General features: G+C 68.8%; 20 protein-coding genes. All 20 read left to right on the plus strand.

All coding sequences use genetic code 11. The features are described 5' to 3' along the window. The first annotated feature begins 39 nt into the window (after window positions 1-39). The 20 genes from ACWCQM_RS11310 (at window position 40) to ACWCQM_RS11405 (ending at window position 19,652) form a co-directional block, all read left to right on the plus strand. Window positions 40-1,914 carry a hypothetical protein gene (locus tag ACWCQM_RS11310; protein ID WP_450915043.1) on the plus strand — a complete coding sequence of 625 codons (1,875 nt, stop codon included), beginning with the start codon at window positions 40-42 and terminating at the stop codon, window positions 1,912-1,914. Window positions 1,915-1,979: 65 nt separating this feature from the next. After that, window positions 1,980-2,723 carry a hypothetical protein gene (locus ACWCQM_RS11315; RefSeq protein ID WP_450915044.1) on the plus strand — a complete coding sequence of 248 codons (744 nt, stop codon included), beginning with the start codon at window positions 1,980-1,982 and terminating at the stop codon, window positions 2,721-2,723. 100 nt (window positions 2,724-2,823) lie between these two features. Further along, entirely contained in the window at window positions 2,824-3,567 is a 744-nt protein-coding gene (locus ACWCQM_RS11320; protein ID WP_450915045.1) for a hypothetical protein, read from the plus strand. A 15-nt stretch (window positions 3,568-3,582) separates the two neighbouring features. Next, window positions 3,583-4,650 carry a major capsid protein gene (locus ACWCQM_RS11325; RefSeq protein ID WP_450915046.1) on the plus strand — a complete coding sequence of 356 codons (1,068 nt, stop codon included), beginning with the start codon at window positions 3,583-3,585 and terminating at the stop codon, window positions 4,648-4,650. A 3-nt stretch (window positions 4,651-4,653) separates the two neighbouring features. Beyond that, window positions 4,654-5,019, plus strand: coding sequence for a hypothetical protein (locus ACWCQM_RS11330; RefSeq protein ID WP_450915047.1), 366 nt, complete (start codon window positions 4,654-4,656; stop codon window positions 5,017-5,019). A gap of 86 nt (window positions 5,020-5,105) precedes the next feature. Continuing rightward, window positions 5,106-5,441 (plus strand): hypothetical protein, encoded by a 336-nt coding sequence (locus ACWCQM_RS11335; RefSeq protein WP_450915048.1) that lies wholly within the window; start codon window positions 5,106-5,108, stop codon window positions 5,439-5,441. Next, complete coding sequence (locus tag ACWCQM_RS11340) at window positions 5,438-6,271, plus strand: hypothetical protein (protein ID WP_450915049.1); 834 nt, start codon at window positions 5,438-5,440, stop codon at window positions 6,269-6,271. Before ACWCQM_RS11335 ends, ACWCQM_RS11340 begins: the two co-directional genes overlap by 4 nt. Next, on the plus strand, window positions 6,268-6,642 hold the full coding sequence (locus ACWCQM_RS11345; protein ID WP_450915050.1) for a hypothetical protein: 375 nt from the start codon (window positions 6,268-6,270) through the stop codon (window positions 6,640-6,642). Before ACWCQM_RS11340 ends, ACWCQM_RS11345 begins: the two co-directional genes overlap by 4 nt. Beyond that, window positions 6,639-7,124: a hypothetical protein gene (locus ACWCQM_RS11350; RefSeq protein ID WP_450915051.1), complete on the plus strand. Its 486-nt coding sequence runs from the start codon at window positions 6,639-6,641 to the stop codon at window positions 7,122-7,124. Before ACWCQM_RS11345 ends, ACWCQM_RS11350 begins: the two co-directional genes overlap by 4 nt. Beyond that, complete coding sequence (locus tag ACWCQM_RS11355) at window positions 7,121-7,510, plus strand: hypothetical protein (RefSeq protein WP_450915052.1); 390 nt, start codon at window positions 7,121-7,123, stop codon at window positions 7,508-7,510. Before ACWCQM_RS11350 ends, ACWCQM_RS11355 begins: the two co-directional genes overlap by 4 nt. Then, window positions 7,510-7,968 carry a DUF6093 family protein gene (locus ACWCQM_RS11360; protein WP_450915053.1) on the plus strand — a complete coding sequence of 153 codons (459 nt, stop codon included), beginning with the start codon at window positions 7,510-7,512 and terminating at the stop codon, window positions 7,966-7,968. The genes ACWCQM_RS11355 and ACWCQM_RS11360 overlap by 1 nt, the downstream gene beginning before the upstream one ends. After that, window positions 7,965-8,354, plus strand: coding sequence for an HK97 gp10 family phage protein (locus ACWCQM_RS11365; protein ID WP_450915054.1), 390 nt, complete (start codon window positions 7,965-7,967; stop codon window positions 8,352-8,354). Before ACWCQM_RS11360 ends, ACWCQM_RS11365 begins: the two co-directional genes overlap by 4 nt. Further along, entirely contained in the window at window positions 8,351-8,800 is a 450-nt protein-coding gene (locus ACWCQM_RS11370) for a hypothetical protein (protein ID WP_450915055.1), read from the plus strand. The genes ACWCQM_RS11365 and ACWCQM_RS11370 overlap by 4 nt, the downstream gene beginning before the upstream one ends. A gap of 102 nt (window positions 8,801-8,902) precedes the next feature. Then, window positions 8,903-9,373 (plus strand): phage tail tube protein, encoded by a 471-nt coding sequence (locus ACWCQM_RS11375; RefSeq protein WP_450915056.1) that lies wholly within the window; start codon window positions 8,903-8,905, stop codon window positions 9,371-9,373. 101 nt (window positions 9,374-9,474) lie between these two features. Beyond that, window positions 9,475-10,032: a hypothetical protein gene (locus ACWCQM_RS11380; protein WP_450915057.1), complete on the plus strand. Its 558-nt coding sequence runs from the start codon at window positions 9,475-9,477 to the stop codon at window positions 10,030-10,032. Between the two features lie 413 nt (window positions 10,033-10,445). Next, the gene (locus ACWCQM_RS11385; protein ID WP_450915058.1) at window positions 10,446-14,996 is read left to right on the plus strand and encodes a hypothetical protein; all 4,551 of its coding nucleotides are present in this window, start codon (window positions 10,446-10,448) and stop codon (window positions 14,994-14,996) included. Then, window positions 14,977-15,885, plus strand: a complete 909-nt coding sequence (locus tag ACWCQM_RS11390) for a hypothetical protein (protein WP_450915059.1) — start codon at window positions 14,977-14,979, stop codon at window positions 15,883-15,885. Before ACWCQM_RS11385 ends, ACWCQM_RS11390 begins: the two co-directional genes overlap by 20 nt. A gap of 13 nt (window positions 15,886-15,898) precedes the next feature. Then, complete coding sequence (locus ACWCQM_RS11395; protein ID WP_450915060.1) at window positions 15,899-16,834, plus strand: hypothetical protein; 936 nt, start codon at window positions 15,899-15,901, stop codon at window positions 16,832-16,834. Next, complete coding sequence (locus tag ACWCQM_RS11400) at window positions 16,831-17,937, plus strand: hypothetical protein (RefSeq protein WP_450915061.1); 1,107 nt, start codon at window positions 16,831-16,833, stop codon at window positions 17,935-17,937. The genes ACWCQM_RS11395 and ACWCQM_RS11400 overlap by 4 nt, the downstream gene beginning before the upstream one ends. After that, on the plus strand, window positions 17,934-19,652 hold the full coding sequence (locus ACWCQM_RS11405; RefSeq protein ID WP_450915062.1) for a hypothetical protein: 1,719 nt from the start codon (window positions 17,934-17,936) through the stop codon (window positions 19,650-19,652). The genes ACWCQM_RS11400 and ACWCQM_RS11405 overlap by 4 nt, the downstream gene beginning before the upstream one ends. Window positions 19,653-19,675: the final 23 nt, after the last annotated feature.

Consider the following 19,675-nt stretch of genomic DNA (forward strand, 5'->3'; position numbering starts at 1 on the left):
CAAGGCGCGGGGCCTGATCACGTCCAGAAGGGGCGACTGGTGGGCCTTGCCCGATTCATCGTCGACCGGTGGAGTGCGCTGAACTACAAGAGCGCCTTCGCCGACCCGGCGTACAAGCAGCCCAGCCGCGAAGTCTTCCCTCACGCGCGGCGCTCCTGGGTCCCGAAGGAAGACTGGCGGCGCCTCGCCTCGTACACCATGTTCGCGGCGTACGCGCACAACCAGGCGTGGGAGATCGCGTCCATCCAGGACCACACCGACGCCTCCGCCCGCCGCGAGTTCGGCGACCCAGCCATGCTCGTCGCCTCCATCACCTCGCACATGCTCGGCCGGCAGCAGACCATCACCGTCCCCGGGGCCGAAGACGCCGAGCCCTCCGACGGGACGACCGCCACCCCCGAAGCTGTACACGCCGCGGACGTGCAGGAGAAGCTCCGAGCCTGGGCGAAGGCCGAGCAGTTCACGCTCCGCCTGCAGCAGGCCGAACGCAAGGCCGTCCGCGAGGGCGACACCGTCTACCTCCTCGGCCTCGACGCCGTAAAGGGCCGCCCCCGCCTGTCCGTCATCGACCCGGGGTTCTACTTCCCCGACCTCCCCGACAATGCCGGCGACAGCGCGGACTACCCAGACCGCATCCACTTCGCCTGGGAAGTCGACGCCGACCCCCTCACCGGCACCAAAGCGAAACTGCGCCGCCTCACCTACGAGCTCGGGCCCATCGGCACTCGAACCGTGTCCGACAGCGACGGCCCCCGCCCCGTCCGGGTCCCCGCCTACGACATGGACGGCATCACCCCGCTCATGACCGGCGGCGACGTGTACAACCCCGAAGCAGAGACGATCAGCCGCCTCTACCCGTGGAACGACGAACCCTCCACCATCACCTGCTACCTCACCGACGCCGAGTGGGACCTCGACGACATCAAGGCCGACCAGGACGTCCACACCCTCGACTACCGGTACGCCACGTTCCTCACCCGCGGCGACGGAGAAGTCCTCGACCACCTGGACTTGCAGATCGACTTCATCCCCGCCATCCACGTCCCGAACACCATCCCGGAGGACGGCCACTGGGGAGAGTCGTCCCTGTCCCCGCTCCTGCAGCTCTTCGACGAGCTGCAAGGCACCGACACCGACTCCTCGCAAGCCTCCGCAACGACCGGGGCCCCGATCCTCGGCATCGTGAACCCCGACGGGAAAAGCAGCCGCCGCGGCGAGCAGAAGAAGATCCGCGTACAGCCCGGCATGGTCGTCGAAATGGCCCAGGGCGGGAACATTTTCGCCGTCGACACATCCCCTCAGCTTGCTGAGCTCCGCAACAAGACCGCCGAGCTCCAGGACCGCCTGTCGCTGAACGCCCGCATGCCCGCCGTCGCCCTCGGCAGCATCGACCCGACCAAGGCGCCGTCCGGATTCGCGATCGACCTGTCCTACGGGCCCATGGAACCCCTCCTGGACTCCATGCATCTGCCGCGGGACAGCAAGTACAGCCTTCTGTTCAAGATGGTCCAGAGGATGTTCAAGGCGTTCCAGCACCCCGACTGGACTGGCCCCGTCGTCGATGTCGAGCTCGCCTGGGGAACCTACAAGCCCACCGACAAGGCCGCCGTCCTCGAGCAGGTCAGTGCTGGCGTCAAGGGCGGTGTCATGTCTCTCGAGACCGCAGTCCGCCTCCTCGTCGAAGCCGGCTACCCCATCGACGACATCGGCGAAGAGGTCGAACGCATCCAGTCCCGCCAGTTCGAAGCAGCCCGCGCCCTCGCCGACGCCACCGGCTCCACCGAAGCAGTCGGCGACTACCTTGGCATCGACATCAACCCCGACCCCGAACCGCCCACCCTCATCCTCCCGCCCACCGGACAGCCTGATGACCAGGAAGAACAGGACGACGAACAGAGCAGGGGGAACGAATGACGCAACCCATGCTTTCCTTGATCTCAGGCGCGGGGCCTGGAACAAGTTCGGGAGGACTTGCGCTCATGCGTCGCCCCACGCAGCACCACAGCATCCCCGCCATCCACTCGGCGTGGCTGCACCCGTACACCGGTATCGCCAGCCTCGGCGTGTTCTACAACGACGGCGGCGACCCGCCCACCGGTGGTGCCCCGAACCCGCAGGACCCCCCGAAGCCAGGCCCGCCCACCATGCCGCGCACCTTCACCCAGGATGAGCTCACCGCCCTGGCCGCGAAGGAGAAGGCGCAGGGTGAGAGGGCCGGAGCGAGGGCCGCGCTCGAGAAGGTTGCCGCGGATCTCGGTTTCACGAACCTCGACGACGCCAAGGCGTTCATTGAGGAAGGCCGCAAGGCCAAGGAAGCCCAGCTGAGCGAGCAGGAGAAGCGGGAACGCGAGCTCGCCGAGCGTGAGGCGAAGGCAGAGGCACGCGAGAAGGCCGCCGAAGCCCGGGAGCGGACCGCGAACCGGCGTGCCGTCCTTGTTGGTCTCGGTGCCACCGGTGACGACCTCGATGACGCGTCCGCCCTCCTGCGGGTCGCGGACGACGCCGACGACACGGACATCCGGGAAGCCGCCGATGCACTCAAGCAGCGACGCCCGGAACTCTTCGGAGCCACCCGCCAGCCCGACCCCGCCGCTGTCCCCCCGGCCCCCACCGGGCTTCCCGCCGCGGGCGTCCCCCGCCCCGGCGCCAACCAGCCCAAGCCCGGTGAGCGAGGCCTCGCCATGCTCAAGCGCCGCGGGAAGATCCCCGCCGACGCCAACTGACCGCACCACCCGCACAACCTCGGGACCACGCCCCTCTCCTCGTGGACGCGCCACCCAAAGCGGCGCCGCCTGAAACGCACACACCCTGAGGAGAGGGCACGTGAACGACTTCCAGCCCATGCGCACGAGCGAGGAAGCCACCGCCGACCGGCCGTGGCTCGCCTCCCTCGTCGGCGTCCACGACGCCAACACCATCGCCCTGGACCTGACGAAGTTCGTCGCCGGGGTCCACTACGAGGCGGGTACCGCCTTCCAGCCGCGGAACGTCATCAAGTCCGGCCTCCCGCTCGGCAAGGTCACCGCGACCGGCCTGTATGCCCCCTACGCGGGGCCGACGTCCGAGGTCCAGACCGTCACCGTCACTGGCACCCCCACCGGCGGCACCTACACCCTGACGTTCTCCGGGCAGACCACCGCTGCGATCCCGTACAACGCGACCGCAGCCCAGGTGAAGACCGCTCTGGAGAACCTGTCGAACATCGCGGCCGGCGAGGTCACCGTCACCGGCGGCCCCCACCCGGGCACCGCCATGGCCGTCACGTTCGGCGGCCAGTTCATGGGCGACGACGTCGCAGCCATGACCGCCACCGCGTCCCTGACCGGCGGATCCACGCCCGGCGTCACCATCGGCACGTCCACTGCCGGCGGAGCAGGCACCGCCACGGACGGCACCGAGGTCTTCGCAGGGCTTCTCGCCACCGAGTCCCTGTTCGCACCCGGCTCCACCAAGACGTCCGGTGCGCTCCTGTGGCACGGCGAGGTCTTCGCCAACAAGCTGCCCATCCCCTTCGACCCGACCGACGTCGCCAGCGTCGCCCCCGGCGTCAGCATCCACTACCGGTAAGCAAGGAGACCATCCATGAGCACCCTCGACCGTCTCCTGCGCAACGTCACGCCGGAAGACATCAACGCCTACGTCAACGGACTCCCCGTCCCGAACCGGTACCAGCTCACGCAGAGCGTGGTCCCGGAGCGCAAGATCTACGGGCCGAAGTTCCGCATCGAGTCGAACAAGCGGCGCATCAACGCCGCGAAGTTCCGGGCCTTCGACACCCCGCACGCCCTCGCGAAGCGCCAGGCCGAGCGGGTCGTCAACGAGGGCATGCTGCCCCCGGTCGGCCAGACCCTGGAAATGGGCGAACTCTCCCTGATCCTGTTCAACGCCCGCCGCGGCGCAGACGACCAGGAATTCCTCGACCAGCTCTACGACGACCTCGAGCGGCACTTCACCTCCATCAAGATCGCCATGGAGATCGCGGCCGGTCAGCTCCTCACCACCGGCGTCGTCAAGCTCCCCGGCATCGGTGACAGTGGCGACTGGCTCGACGTTGACTGGAACGTCCCCGACGAGAACAAGCCCGTCGCGGCAACCCCGTGGGACCAGGAAGGCGCCACCCCGATCACCGACGAGCAGGCGTGGATCCGCTACCTCAAGTCCGTCGGCGCACCCCGCCCCGCCCGGGTCATCACCTCCGAGCGTGCCGCGTCCGTGCTGGCCTCCAACCTGGAGTACCGCACCGCCTTCTGGAACAGCAGCAGCCCGGAGACGACCCCGTCGGCCACCCTGTCGCCGCCGGACGTCAACGCGGTTCGCGCCCGCTGGAGCCTGCCGCCGATCGAGATCTACGACGAGCAGGTCTGGTCCGACGACGAGTACGTCCGCACCACCCCCGAGTCGCTGTGGGCCATGGTCCCCCCGAACCCGGAGCAGTGGGCGCAGACCCAGTACGGCGTGACCGCCGAGCAGGACAACCTCGACACTGGAGAGAACCCCGGCCTCGAGGCGTCCCGCGAGCCGGGCATCTACGTCTCGTACAACAAGCAGGAGAACCCCGTCCAGTTCTCCACCACGGCCAACGCCATCGCGATGCCGGTCCTGTACGTCAACAACTTCCACATCAGCGCCACGGTGCTGGCGGAGGACTGACCCATGGCCAAACTCGCACGGGCTGTGTTCGTGAGGGACCCGGCCAAGCACCAGGACATCCTCCTGCGCGCGGGAGAGACACCGGCACCGCAGTACGCGGTTCTGGTGAAGAACCCCGCGTGCTGGGAGGGCGGCAAGCTCCCCGCCGCCGTGAAGAAGCACCTCGCTGGCAACAGTGAGGACGACGGCAAGGGAAACGACGACGGCGCAGCCGCCCAGGACGACGCCAGTGGCGACGCCCAGGCCGGTTCTGCTGACGACCAGTCCGAGGACGACTCCGAGGACACCAAGCCGGCCGCCCGTAAGACGGCGGCCAAGAGGCCGGCCCGGGGCCGGACGACCGCCGCTGAGGGCACCGGCGGTCAGTAAGCGGCGTGTGGGCCCGGCCCCTGGTGGGGCGCCAAGAGCCGGGCCCACACCTGCACCCCTTCCCTCGCCCCTGACAGGAGGACTCGGTGGACGCCGCCGTAACCGCGTGGCTGCTCTCCCAGCTCGGCCGTGACACCGACCTGGTAGACGTCACAGCCCGCTACACCCGCCTCGGCACCGCCAGGGCCGTCGCCATTGAGGTCGTCCGCGAACGCCTTGCCGCGCTCCTCGCGGCCCCCGGGTCCGTGTCCGTGCCCGGCGTCGTATCCGTGAACTTCTCCGCGAACATCTCCGCTTACGAACGGCAACTCGCCGAGCTCCTGTCCGGCGAACCCCCGGCACCCGATGACCCTGCCGCACCGGACGACGAGGACACCGGCGGCTTCGGCCTCATCCAGCTCGTGGAACGGCCCCGCCGATGACGACCCCCACCCGGCGCCGCACCCTCCGCGCCCGCCTCCTCGACTTCATCAGAGACGCCACCAGCCGCCTCACCGCAGCGTGGAGGATCCTGACCGGCGCCCAGAACACGCTCCTCGACGCCCTCGCCCGCATCCGACCCGGCCGCAGTGCATCCGCAGCGATCCGGGCGGCGCAGACCACGTTCCAGCAGCGGCTGGCGGACTTCGACCGGGCTGTCGGGGCGTTCACCGAGCGGTGGGCGGCCACCGACCTGCCCCTCGCCTACCGCGAGGGCGCCTACGGGATGCTCGACCGCGCCGACCGGCCTCGCCGCTCCTGGTCGTGGACCACGCGCCACCAGAACGCGGTCACGGCCCTGTCCGCCCAGTACTACGCCCACCTCACCGGCCGCCTCCAGGAAGCCCTCCGCCGCGCCCGCGCGTTCATGCGCGCCGCCGTCGACGCAGCCCGCACCCGCATCACCCAGTTCGACGTCGGCACCTTCGACCCGGCCGCCCTTCGTGACGCGCACCCCCTGGGTACCGTCATCTACGTCAATGACGCCCGGCACCCCGTAGAGACGTGGGCGGCAGCCGCACTGTCCTGGCAAGCCGTCACCACCGCCAACGCCGGAGCCGTCACCACCGCCTACGAGCAGCTGGCCTGCACCCGGGTCAAGGTTCGCGATGGGGCCGACTGCGGATGGACGTCGCACCAGGACTCCGACCTCGCCGACGGCACCTACCGCAGCATCAACGACGCTCTCGCCCACCCAGTGGCCCACAGCCACTGCATCAGAGAATTCCTCCCGCACTTCGACCGCCCCAACATCCTCGGAGCCCTGTCATGACCATTCCTGCCGAGACCCTCCAGATGGCCGCCCAAGCCATGTACGAGGCAACCATGCGCCCCTTCCTGCACATCCAGGCAGGCCACCCTGTGGGTGAGCCGTGGGACCAGCTGACGGAGGGGGACCACAACAGCTATGCATGGAAGACGCGCAAGGCGCTCGAGTCGGAGACCTTCGCCGACTACTACGCCTGGATGACCCTTCCCGAACGGCAACTCGGACCTGACTCCGGGTTCGTTGCCGAGCGCGGGTGGCCGCCCTCCTCCGACGAAGACACTGAGCGCACCCGAGGCCACCGTGCCGAGTACTACCTCGTTCAGCACCTTCTCCGAGTCGATGATGGCGTGCTGCTGGCAGGTGAAGCCACATGACCGACCAGAAGATCGGTGAGCAGCTTGACAACCTCGGCCTCGTTATCGACATGGAGGACGGCGGTCGTGTCGCTGAAGCGGTCGTGACCGTCGTCACGCACTGGGGTAAAGACGGCCTCATGCACCACCAGCCGGTGCGCGTCCCCCCTCAGCTCAAGCCCGTTCCCTACCCCGTGCAGCGCCGCGTCATCACTGTCGTGGAGGCAGGTCAGCTACTCAGTGAGGGCCAGAAGCAACGCGTGCGTGCCTGGCTGGAGGCCAACGGCATCGACCCGAATTTTGTCTCCACCGGAGGCTCGATCACCGTGCACTCGCGGGCAGTGAACGGCAACGAGGGGGGCGACCGGATCAGGTACACGGAGTTCTGCAGGGGCGAGGACGGCCAGAGGTTCACGGACCCGGGCGCCGACGGAGCCCTGACGGTCGAGCGCTGGGTCCTGCAAGCCGTGCCTCTCGGTGAGGACCCGGAGGTCACGTTGTGACTGCCCCCGACGAGCCGACCGTGCACGGCGTACAGATCGACGCCCAGCCCGGAGAAGTCGCCATCCGTCTCAACGGGGAACTCCTGCCCCCAGGCCAGCTCACCGGCTACGTCCTCCAGCACGACGTCCATGGCGCTCTGCCCACCCTGATCCTCCACACCCGGCAGCCCGACAGCGTCCACTGGGCTGGCCTCGCCCGAGTCGCGGTCGCGGAACCCGAGCAGGACGCCGGCGACAGCATCGCCACGTTCCTCGCCAACATTGACCCCGCGGCACTTCAGCAGGCCGCCCTCAACCGGGACGACCTCGACGGCAGCCGGCACGAGCTCACCAAGGCGACGCTGCAGGCGCTCGCCGACATCGCACAGGGGCGGGGGAGTAGCTGATGGCCGGACTGGATGCGGCACTTGCCGGCGTCACACGGTGGATTGGTGCCACCCTCCTCATCGACACGGTGCGCATCACGCTGCCCGGTGACGGGGAGCCCGTCCTCAACATGGAGACTGGCCAGCTCGAGTACCCGCAAGGCGACACCCTGTACGAGGGGCCAGGTGCCGTCGTGCCCTCCAGTGGCACCACGGAGCGCTCCGCCGTGCCGGACGCCGGCCAGCCATGGACGCAGCAGCAGAAACTCGCCTACTTCCTCCTGACCCCGCTGACCGCGCCCATTCCTCGGGAGAACGCTGTCGTGTCCGTCGTCGCAGTCCACGACCCGACCCGCACGTCGCTCCTGGGGCGGACGTGGCAGTGCTCCGGCCCCGGCATGGCCAGCACCGTCGAGGTGGTCCGCAAGACCCCACTCGACCAGAACACGGTGCCGCCCGGTGCGGGGGGTGGGCTGTGACCCCGGACGAACTGGCCGACCGGCTCGATGCCGCAGCGGACCGGATCACTCCTGCAGTGCAGCGCCGGGTGGTGCATACCGCAGAGCTGGGGCGCGGCATGATCCGCGCCAATGCGACGGGGCGACCCGGGCCGAACGTCATCACTGGGCGGTACCGGTCGTCGTGGGAGGTCGTCGGCCGGGCCATCCCGTACGGGGCGCAGTGCACCATCGGCACGAAAGCCCCCCAGGGGCGTCGCCTCGAGTTCGGCTTCTTCGACATGACGGACAGCCTCGGCCGCCACTACTTCCAGCCCCCGTTCCCCCATGTCGGGCCAGCCATCCCGCGCATGGAGGCCGTGCTGCTGCAGCAGATGCGGGACGCCGTCGAGGAGGTCCTCGGATGATCGACCGCCTGCCTGTGACGATGGCCCTGTCCGCGCTCCTGGCTTCCGCGACAAGCCTGCCCGTCGGTCGGGGCAACAAGCCGGCCGGGGTGAACCCTCCGTACTACCTGCTGTACGCCATGCCTGCCGAAGTGTCCGGGGCGCCGTTCGCTGACCTGCATGAGGACGCTTCGTACGTGTACCAGGTGACGTCGGTGTCCGGGCCCGACCCGACGAAGCAGGACTCTCGCGGCGTCGCCGACCAGGCTGAGTGGATGGCCGACAAGGCGCGCACCGCGATCCTCGGCCGTAACCCGGCGACCGGACTGTGGGTGCGCACCCTCACCATTCCCGGCATGAAGGTCACCGGCCGGTCCCTCGACGTTGAAGCGGGGGGAACGAATGATCCAGCCGATGCCATCATGAGCTATGTGCAGAGGTTCAGGTTCGACCTGACCTCGACCTGACATCTGATCAGGCGCTTTACCGCACCGCGGCGGGACCCCACGCGGACGCCACCACGCAGGTGGCCGCACCCACACCACATGTGAGGACAGGGGTCCACCACCATGGCCAGGTTCAACCGCAAGGGCGTCACAAAGATCCTCTTCGCTGAGACGATCGCCGCTGCCGACTACACGCCGACGCTCGCCGAGATCACAGGCGCCACCGACTACACCAAGCAGATCGCCGCCGTCGAAGGCTTCTCCATCTCCAACCAGGAGATCGAGACCCCCGACATGGACTCCACGTTCGTGTCGAAGATCCCCGGCGACGACTCGGCCGAAGACTCCTCGCTGACGTTCTACGAGGACGACACCACCGACACGATCGAGACCGACCTCGCCAAGGGCACCACCGGGTTCGTTCTGATCGCCCGCAAGGGCAAGGCATCCGGCACCAAGGGCCTGGATGTGTACCCGGTGCGTGTCGCGTCGAACTCGAGCACGGTCACCGCCGACAACGAGGCCGCGAAGCTCACCGTCCGCTTCTCCATCACGGACCGCCCGCTGACGAACGCCACCGTTCCGGCCGCCTGACCCACCCCCCTCGCAGCTCCCGGCCGGGCCCGACAGTGTTCGGGAAGGGGCGCCGTATGGTGCCCGGCCGGGTCCCCTTCCCCTGACGGAGGACCCACCTCATGACCGCACGAAAGACCGCCGCACCCGTCCCGCCGGCCGCCGCCGTGGCGCAGGACGCGCACTGGGCCGCGACCCGGGAACGCCTTCGGGCCCGCACCCGCCCGGTGCTCAAGCTGACGATCTGCGACGACGACGCCGCCAAGCAAGCTGTCAACGCCGCCCGCGTCAACGAACAGCTGACCAAGGATGCGGTCGAACGCACCCCTGAGGACGGCGCCGCAAAGGCCGCCTGCCGGAAGGCCGCCACAGCACTTGCCGACGCTCAGGCGACTCTCGAAGCCGCGTCGATCGAGCTTCGCTTCCAGGCTCTGGACCGAAAGACGTACAAGGCGCTCCTCGCCGCGCACCCCCCGACGGAGGAGCAGGCCGAGGAGGGCTATGAATTCAACGTCGACACCCTCGGGCCTGTCCTCATCGCCGCTTCTTCCCTGGACGGGATCACCGAGGAAGATGCCGCCGGGTATCTCGACGACTGGGGCCCGGCCGAAGGAGAGAGGCTCCTCAACACCGCGTTCGGGGTGCAGCGCACGGAGCGCATGGACCTGGGAAAAGGCTGATTGCCGATGAAGTCTTCCGCAACGAGCTCGCCCTGTGCGACCGGTGGGGCATCCCCCACAGCAAATTCCGGGGCGCCGGGGACGGCACCTGGACGGCACGCGACCGGGCAAAGGCCCTCGCCTACCAGGCGTACCTCGCCACCGTCTGCCCCCAGTGCCAGACCCGGCACGACGACTGGGACCAAGGCGGCGACGGCGAGGACGCCTACGCGGTCACCGTCCAGCTCTGCGTCGGCTGCCAGGTCCTCGCCGACAAGCAGCAGGAGCTGGCCCGCGACCGCGGCGACAACGTGCACGGCGTGAAGGTCGCGCTGATCCCCGCAGCACACGCAGCGGCCCTCGAGGTCGAACGAGAAGAGCAAGCGAACCGCCGCCGGCGCGGCTGAGAACGAGACGAGAGGGAGGGCAGGCTGGTGGCCAACTGGAACCTGGATGTGTCACTGCGCGGTCAGGGCGCCAACCTGGCCCGCACCCTGCGCACCAGCGCCGGACATGCCCGGGACCTTGCCGACGCCGCCCGCGACGCTCAGCGGAACATCACTGGCCTCGACGGGGCCGCCCGCACCGCCCAGAACTCCGTCCGCGGCCTCGGCACCGCTTCCGGGCGTGCCCGCACCCAACTCGCCCAGACGGCCCGACAGGTCCGTGACGCCGCCGGAGAGTTCCGCAGCCTGGCATCAGCCGCGGCCCTTGCCGAGAGGCGCCTCCAGGGCGCCATCCGGGACGTACGCATCACCGCCCGACTCGACGACGACACAGCCACCGGCCGGGCCGCCCTTCGCGCGGCCCTCGCCGAAATCCAGGCCCTGTCCCCTGTCCGGATCCGCGTCGACTTCGACGGTGACACCGCCCAGCTCGCCGCGACAGCAGCGGCAATGCGAGACCTGCGCGACAACGCCGACCGGGCCGACGGAGCGCTCAGTTCCCTCACGGGAACCGCAGCCGGGGCGGCATCTGCCCTGCGGGCCACAGTGGACGCCGCCCGCAGCCTGTCCCGCGTCCTGCTGACACTCCGGGCTCGCGCCCTTGCCGCCGCATCCGCCTTGGACGAGCTCGGCGACCAGGCCCGCACGGCTGCCACCAACCTCGTCCTCCTGGGCGACGGCGCCCACGCGGCGACTGGGCGTCTGGCCACCCTGTCCGGACACACGCGTACCCTGCGCGGCGACCTCGGCGACCTGGACGGCACCCTCACCCGCGTCAACAGAAACCTGAACGGGCTCCGCGGCACGCTGGGCACCACTGGGGCGTCCGCGAACAGCGCCTCCGCCGGCACGAAGAACCTCATCCTGGCCGCAGTCGGCTTGGGAACCGCCCTCATCCCGATCGCAGCCGCCGCCGTCCCCATTGCAGCCGGCCTCGGTGCGGCAGGTGCAGCCGTTGGCGCTTTCGGGATTGCGATCGGCGGGCAGATCATGGCCCTCACCGAAGCGGCGGAGGCCGAGGAGAAGTACGACAAGGCCGTCCGCCAGCACGGGGCCGCGTCCGCCGAAGCGGCGAAGGCCGAGGTGGAGTACCAGCAGCTCCTTGCCGAAATGACCCCCGCGTCCCGCGAGTCCGCCGCAGCCCTGGCCGCACTCAAGGACGAGTACAAGGAGTGGTCGGACGCCCTTTCCGACGACACCATGCCCGTCGTCACAAAGTCGCTGCAGCTGTTCGCCGCGGGCCTGCCCTCTCTGAGGCCACTGGTAAAGGGCGCTTCGGCGGAGCTCGACCACTTCATGGACGTTGCCGCGGGCGGGATGCGCACCGACGACTTCGAGCGGTTCATGACGTCGTTCGCCCAGTTCGCGACCGAGTCCCTGGCCCACGGCACGAACCTCCTGGTTCGGTTCACGCAGGCCCTGGACACGGGCGAGATCGGCGGGGACCTGCGCGAATTCCTCGACTACGCGGAGGAGAACGCTCCGCTCGTCGGCGACACCCTCGGCAACCTGGCCACCTCGGTTACGCACCTGCTTGTCGCCATGTCCGACGTCGGCGTCAGCGTCTTGACCGTCGTCAATGCCTTCGCGCAGCTCGTCAACGCGATCCCGACCAGCCTGCTGTCGACGATGATCCAGCTCTACGCTGGCCTCAAGCTCATCACCCTCGGCGCAGCAGCCCTCAGTGCCGTCACCGGTGGTGCAGCGGTTGCCCGCCTTGGCGCGTACTTCGCCATCATGCGCGCCGCTGGAGTACCCACCACCCTCCGGGCGACCGCAGCATCCATGTCCACGGTGGCCAAAGCCTCCGTCGGCCTAGGAGTACTCGCCGTCGCGGCCGTCGGCATCAGCAAGCTTGCCGAGGAAGCCCGCGGCGCGCCCCCGGACGTTGACCGGCTCACCACCTCGCTGAAGGAACTCGCCGAGTCCGGGAAGTTCACGGGCGAGCTGAAGACCACGTTCGGCGACATCGACGGCGTCGTGCAGAAGATGGGGGAGCTCGGCGACGCCGCGAAGGAGTCCGAGGAGTACGTCAAATCGTTCGGGAACAGCGGCATTGGCCCCCTCGATGACCTGCGCCGCGGCGCCCACGACCTGTGGTCGGACCTCACCGACGGCGAGAAGTCCCTCAGCGCCCTGGAGGACGACTTCAAGGGCCTCGACGAGGCCATGGCCGGCATGGTCAGCAACGGCTACGGCGACCAAGCCGCGAGCGACTTCGCGCTGATCGAGAAGGCGGCGAAGAAGGCTGGCCACTCCACGAAGGAGATCGCCGAACTCTTTCCCCAGTACAACGACGCATTGGCTGCGGCGGCAGCAGAACAGCAGCTCGCGGCTTCGGGCATGGGCCTCTTCGGGGAGCAGGCCATCGCAACGAAGGAGAAGCTGGATGCCCAGAAGTCCTCTGCTGATGGGCTGCGCCAGGCGATCGTCGCCCTGAATGAGGTGAACCGTGCCGCATTGGGCGGCATGATCGGCTTCGAGCAGGCCATCGACGACACCGCGAAGGTCATCGCGAAGAACGCGGGCGCTCTCAAGGGCAGCGGCAACGAACTCGACCTGAACAAGCAGGGCGCCCGGGACGCTGCCGCAGCTCTTCAGGAACTCGCGGCAAAGACCGAGGAAGCTGCGACCGCCGCCCGCGATTCCGGAGCCTCATGGGAAACGGTCAACGGGATCTACGCCCGGGGCCACGATGAGCTGATCAAGGGCGCCATGGCCGCTGGCCGCACCAAAGAGCAGGCCCAGGCTCTCGTCGCGACGTACCTCACCATGCCGTCTGAGGTCACCACCGACATCAGCATGCGCAGCGAGGACGCCATCGCGGGCCTCGACCAGGTCATCGCCAAGATCAAGGAAACCCCGAACGCCAAATCGGTCACGGTCAACGCCCTGACCACCGAAGCGAAGCAGATGCTGAATTCGCTCGGCTACCAGACGGAGACGCTCCCGAACGGGCAGGTCGTTGTTACCGCCCGTACCGGCAGCGCCCTGTCCGGTCTGCAGGCGGTCAAGAGCGCCCGGGACAGTCTCAGCGACAAGACCATCACGATCACGACCCACTACCGGATCACGGGTTCGGGGGCAGCTCAGGAGGCCCGCCGCTCCGGGTCGCACGGCACGCAGCTCGCCCAGGCCAACGGTGGGGTCGTCGACTACTACGCCCGCGGAGGCATCCGCGGCGCCCATCACTTCGCGCAGGGTGGCAGCACCAGCCCCGACACGAAGAACGGGCACGTCGCCCACATCGCGAAGGCCGGCACGTGGCGGGTTTTCGCGGAGGACGAGACCGGCGGGGAGTCGTACGTGCCCCTCCACCCGTCGAAGCGCACCCGGTCCCGTGCCATCACCGAGGAGACAGTGCGGCGTCTCGGCGGCGACCCGTCGATGATCCAGTGGAACGCCGACGGGGGTGTCACCGACTGGCGATACGACCCGCAGTCCGGGTCCCTGTACTCCCCGAACGACGCCGGGGCCGCAGGCAACAAGACCAAGAAAGTGAAGGTCAAGGGCGGTAAGACGAAGGAGGTCAAGTACTTCGACCTCAAGGCCGTCGAGACGCAGCTGAAGAAGAACAGCAAGGCGACCACGGCGTGGAACAAGGACCTCGAGAAGGTCGCCGACCGGGTCGGCGGTGATGTCGCCGAAGCGCTCGCCGCGATGGGCAAGGACGGTGTCGCCCTCACCAAGAAGATGGCGAACGGCTCCACGAAGTACATCAACGAGATGGCGAAGGCCTTGCGCGGTCTGGCCGCGGAGGCGAAGGCATCGCTGACGGACTACACCCGGCAGCTCACCAAGGCCACTGCTGCGGATAGCACCTTCGCGAAGAACCTCGCGCTCCTCGCGGGCAAGGGCTACGGCGACCTCGCGAAGCAGCTCGCCGCGCAGGGCGATCAGGCGGCGATGGAGCTTGCCGCGGCGGCTGTCGGCGACAACAAGAAGGCGGGCGCGGCGAACACGGCTGCGCAGAAGGCGAACAACGCGCTGACGAACGAGCAGGTCGAACAGCTCGTCGCCGTCATCGCCGCGATCAAGACGAACAAGACCGGCATCCACGATGTTGCTGGCACCACTGGGCTGGGCGAGGACGAGATCATCGCCACCGCCAACAAGGCTCTCAACCAGATCAAGGGCAGTCTCGGGTCCCGGGCCACGAAGTTCATCACTGACCTGGCCCGCGCGAACAAGGGCATGTCGTACGCGAACGGCGGGATCCGGGAGGGCATCTACTCCACCACTGCCGGCGCCGTCACCTTCGCTGAGCCGTCTACCGGCGGGGAGGCCTTCATCCCCCTCGGGGCGAACAAGCGCCGGCAGGCCACGAACGTCCTGCGCGACGTCGCCAGCAGGTTCGGGGTCGGGCTCACCGACATGGCCGCCACCCGGCCCGTCTACATCGTCCGCGAGGGCGGCGACACCCACGTGTCCGTCACCGCCGTACGCACCGGGGCGTCCGCCTCCGACATCGGCACACAGGTCGGACGCAGCGTGCGCCGCGCCCGCAGGGGAGGGGTGAATGCCCGTGCCGCCGCTTGAGCTCACGGACTGGCAGTACGAACTCGGGGGCGTCCTCATGGGCGCCGGTACGCCCGTCCAGGTGCTGGAGACGACCGGCCTGGGCCGACCCCCGGTCCGCGACAACGACACCGACCAGCCCGGCATGGATGGAGTGTTCGCCGGCCCCGACTACTACGCCTCCCGGCAGGTCCAGTTCGATGCCGCGGTCCGGATTCCTGGCGACCCGGCCGCCTGCCATGACGTAGTCGACGCCTTGCAGGCCGCCGCCGACGACTCGGCAGTCCGCCTTGCCGGTGGAGTCACGATGCCGCTGCGGATGAAGCGACCCGGGCGCCCGATCAAGGTCCTCAACGGCCGGCTACGCAAGGTCGACCCGGAGTACGCGCAGGTCATCCACGGCTACGTACCCCTCGACCTCGAGTTCACCGCCACCGACCCGACCTTCTACGCCGACGAGGACACCACCACCGAGATCCCGCTCGGCTGGCTGACCGGCGGGGGGTTCGCGGCACCCGTCATCGCGCCGATCTACGTGCAGTCCGGGACGGTGGCCGCCGACCGACCCGGCTGGGCCACCAACGCCGGCACTGGGGACGCGTGGCCGGTCATCCGCATCACGGGCCCGGTCGCCACCGTCACCATCACCCACGCCGAGTCCGGCCGACAGCTCTCCTTCCCGACGCTGAATCTCACGGCCGGCCAGTGGATCGAAATCGACACCCGGCCCGGCTACCGCACCGTCACTCGGGAGAACGGCGGCAACGCCTCCACCCTCCTCGCCCCAGCCTCCCGCATCGACCTGTTCTCCCTGCCCCCCGGCCAATCCGAGATGCGATGGACCGGATTCGACAACACCAACACCGCCCGCATGCGCCTGACCTGGCGCGACGCCTACACCGCCCTCTGAAGGAGACGCCGCAATGGCACTGTTCCCCCGGCCGATCCTCACCGACGGCGCCACGCACCCCGCCCAGCAGTTCCGCATGCTCGTCCGCGACCTGGCCCGCGGCGCCGAGGGCATCACGCAAGGCACCGACCTGAAGGTCACCCAGCTCAGCACCCCCGGCACGAGCGTCCAGGTCGGTGACGGGTCGGGAGTCGTACGCGGTCGCGTCAACGCATTCCAGGGCACATACAGCGCTTGCAACATTGGCGCGGTCAGCGTTCCCATTGCTGCCACCGGCGGCGCGGGACGCTCCGACATGGTGATCCTGCGCGTCGAGGACCCTGAGTATGAGGGCAGCATCAGCCCCGTCACCGGTGAAGTCGCGTACTTCCAGGTCATCTCGAACGTCTCCTCGTCCGCTACGACGATCCCTGACGGGCGCACCGGGATTCCGCTGGCCCGGATCGACATTCCGGCGTCCACGTCCACGATCACCAACGCCATGATCAAGGACATCCGGACGATCGCGAACCCCCGCCGCGACCGCCAGCTTCTCACCCAGTTCCCGGCTTCTCAGGCCACCAGCATCACGAACAGCAACGGCGTGTGGCAAACATTCTCGACCGCCGCAGGTTGGAACATTGCCATCCCCACCTGGGCTTCAACCGCCCGCATCCGCATCGATATCGCCCAGATCAAATACACCACCGCCCAGTTCATCGGCGCCCTGCGGGCAACGTTCGGCGCTTCCCTGACGCTGCAGCAGGTCATCCTCGACGACAACCAAACCGCGATTCGCCGGCAGGTCGCCGTCGTCGCCGACACCCTCACCATCCCGGACGCCTACCGCGGCACCACCCAACTCCTGCGCCCACAGGCCACCGGCACCACCGGCAACACCGGCGCCGTCACGGTCGACGCCAGCAGCACCCTGATCGCCGACATCGAGTTCTTCGAGGCGCCGCGGTGACCGCCCCCGTCCCGGACCGGGTCCTCACCCAGCACGCCCTGACGGGGGAGTGGCTGTCCACGGCCCTGCCGCTCACCGACGTCGAGTACGGAGACGAGCTGAACGGGCCAGGGTCCCTCACCGGGAAACTCGCACCGCGCCTCCTATCGCAGAACCCCTCACTCCTGGACCCGGGCACCACGTGCATCTACGTGGAGTCCGCCGGCCAGCTGCGATGGGGCGGTCTCGTCTGGGACATCCGCTCCCAGGACAACACCCTCACCATCGAGGCCGCCGGCTGGTCGTCGTACCTGCAGAAGCGCCACGACATCGACGGGAACTACGGCGGGCGGGGCCCGTACACGTACGAGGACCGGTGCAAGGTCCTCCGCGACATCTGGGCCTACGCCCAGTCCGTCACCGACGGGAACCTCGGTGTGACCGTGGACGCCACCACGTCCACGTCCACCGTCGGAACCCCCGCCGAACCCCACAAGTCCCTGTGGTGGGAGCTCCCCGTGCTGGGTGACGCCGTCGACGACCTGGTGTCCGGGGACGCAACCCCCGACTACACGTGTGCCACGTCATGGAACGCCGCGAAGACCACCCCCGTGAAGCGCATCCGGCTCGGCTGGCCGCGCCTCGGCGCCCGCCGCACAGACATCAGCTTCGCGTCCGGGGAGAACATCATCGAGCCCCCCGAGGTCGAGCTCGCCGCCGACGAGTACGCCCAGGTCGTCATTGCGAACGGGGCCGGCGACGGGTCCGCGAAGCGCCGCAGTATCAACGCCGTGCGCAACGGGCGGCTGCGCCTGGAGCACACCCTGGACCTGCCCGACATCACCGGCACGGACATCCTCGCCACCCGGGCCGCCGCCGAGCGTGCCTGGCGGCAGACCCTTGGCACCGTCTCCCAGATCACCATCAGGAACACCTCGGCGGCCCCGTTCGGTTCGTGGCAGGTTGGCGACGACGTTTACACCCGCGTCCACAACGCCTGGACCTCGTACACCGGCTGGTGCCGTATCACCGGCTGGAATGTCCGCCCCCATGCCACCGGCGGCCCCCAGGCGGTTATCAGCCTCAAGCCGTCCGCGTCGTACCAGTACGGAGGCGTCACATGACCGACGTCGGCAAAGCCATTGCCCAGCTCCAGAAGGACGTGGAGCGGCTCAAGCGGGCATCGCGCCTGTCCTCCGCGTCCCTCGACGACACAGCGCTCGAGGTCCGTGACGGTAGCGGGTCCCTGCGCGGCATCCTGGGGCAGCAGGGTGACGGCACCACCGCCGTGAACATCGTCAACGGGGGGCCGCCGCCCGCGCCCGCCACGCCCTCAGTAGCCCCAGCCGTCGGCGGCATCGCGGCCGGGTGGGACGGGACGTTCGCCAACGGGGTGGTCATTCCCATGGACTGGGCGCGGGTCGAAGTTCACGCCTCGCCCACCGCCGCGTTCACCGCCACCGCTGACACCCTCAAGGCCACTATCGAGACAGCGCAGGGCGGCATCGTCTACATTCCCTCCGCCGTACCCCTGTACGTACAGCTCCTGGCCCGCAACACCTCCGGGTCTGCTTCCCTGGCCACGGCGGAGGTCGGCCCGTACGCCCCGAAGCCGGTGGCGGGGGAGATCGGCATCGGGGAGATCACCGAGACGATGATCGGCGACGGCGCCGTCACCACCCCGAAGGTGTACGCCAACGCCGTGACGACGGCGAAGCTCGCCGCCGGATCCGTGGACGCCACCGCCCTCAAGGCTGACGCGATCACCGGCAAGACGATCACCGGTGGTGACATTGTCGGTGCGACCGTCACCGGTAGCGAGATCCGCACCGGGACGAGCGGTGAACGCGTCGTCCTCACCCCTGACCCGCCGTCCCCTCTGGCCCACCGATCCTCGATCCTGCTGTACTCCGGTGCCGCATCAGAGCTCGGACCCGGCCTCCTGAACACGGGCGTCACCGGGGGCGTCCCGTCAACGATCATGGCGTCGCAGTCCACAGCAGTGGACTCCCTGGGGCGACAGATCCGTTCCACGCTCGGCCTCATCCCCCCGAACCCGGGCGTGACCGCAGGCCGCTTCGTCCTCGACGCACTCAACCCGTCCGGCAGCACAAGCATCGGCGACGTCTACATCGACGGCGCCACCGCCATCGACGCAGCCGGACAGTCCAAACTCACGCTCTTCGCCCAGGACGGGGCCACCACTCCCAAAAGCGCAGAGCTCAGCCTGGGTACCGGGCGTGCCACGTGCTACATCGAAGCCCTCGAGGTGCGATCCCCAGCGACCGCACTGTCCCCGATGTACGTCAACGCCTCAACCGGACACAGCGGGCCCCTCTTCCGGCTCCAACTGAATGCCGTCGACCGCCTCGCCGTGTCAGCAGCAGGAGACGTGACTGCGGCAGGAACCGTCAGCGCCGACCAGCTGGCCGTTGCCAATACGACGTTCACCAGCTACACGCCCACCGTCAACAACGGCGGCAGCGCCACCTACGCCACCCGCACCGGCCACTACTACAAGATCGGCAAGCTCGTATACGTCCACATCTACATCGCATGCTCCGCCGCCGGATCAGGCAACACCGGCATCACCGTCACCCTGCCCTCCACCCCCTACCGAGGGTCCGCCGACATCCGCCAATACCTGCCCCTGTACGCCGGAGGGATCGCCGCAGGCGGCAACGCGGCAACCGGCGGAACAGGCATCGCCAACATCAACCCCACTGGCAGCGGCAACGAAATTGACCAACTGCGAAGCGCCAGTGACATTCAGTACCGAGGCTCCAACCTGTCCAATACCAGCACCCTGACCATTCAGGGCTGGTACCGCGAAGTCTGACGGAAGCAACCCGCATGCCCATC

The sequence above is a fragment of the Streptomyces sp. NPDC002125 genome (assembly GCF_053593715.1).

Coding starts and splice junctions, on each gene's coding strand:
- ACWCQM_RS11330 (WP_450915047.1), top strand. CDS start 4,654: ATGGCCAAACTCGCACGGGCTGTGTTCGTGAGGGACCCGGCCAAGCAC.
- ACWCQM_RS11345 (WP_450915050.1), top strand. CDS start 6,268: ATGACCATTCCTGCCGAGACCCTCCAGATGGCCGCCCAAGCCATGTAC.
- ACWCQM_RS11370 (WP_450915055.1), top strand. CDS start 8,351: ATGATCGACCGCCTGCCTGTGACGATGGCCCTGTCCGCGCTCCTGGCT.
- ACWCQM_RS11390 (WP_450915059.1), top strand. CDS start 14,977: ATGCCCGTGCCGCCGCTTGAGCTCACGGACTGGCAGTACGAACTCGGG.
- ACWCQM_RS11360 (WP_450915053.1), top strand. CDS start 7,510: ATGGCCGGACTGGATGCGGCACTTGCCGGCGTCACACGGTGGATTGGT.
- ACWCQM_RS11375 (WP_450915056.1), top strand. CDS start 8,903: ATGGCCAGGTTCAACCGCAAGGGCGTCACAAAGATCCTCTTCGCTGAG.
- ACWCQM_RS11395 (WP_450915060.1), top strand. CDS start 15,899: ATGGCACTGTTCCCCCGGCCGATCCTCACCGACGGCGCCACGCACCCC.
- ACWCQM_RS11350 (WP_450915051.1), top strand. CDS start 6,639: ATGACCGACCAGAAGATCGGTGAGCAGCTTGACAACCTCGGCCTCGTT.
- ACWCQM_RS11405 (WP_450915062.1), top strand. CDS start 17,934: ATGACCGACGTCGGCAAAGCCATTGCCCAGCTCCAGAAGGACGTGGAG.
- ACWCQM_RS11340 (WP_450915049.1), top strand. CDS start 5,438: ATGACGACCCCCACCCGGCGCCGCACCCTCCGCGCCCGCCTCCTCGAC.
- ACWCQM_RS11380 (WP_450915057.1), top strand. CDS start 9,475: ATGACCGCACGAAAGACCGCCGCACCCGTCCCGCCGGCCGCCGCCGTG.
- ACWCQM_RS11315 (WP_450915044.1), top strand. CDS start 1,980: ATGCGTCGCCCCACGCAGCACCACAGCATCCCCGCCATCCACTCGGCG.
- ACWCQM_RS11325 (WP_450915046.1), top strand. CDS start 3,583: ATGAGCACCCTCGACCGTCTCCTGCGCAACGTCACGCCGGAAGACATC.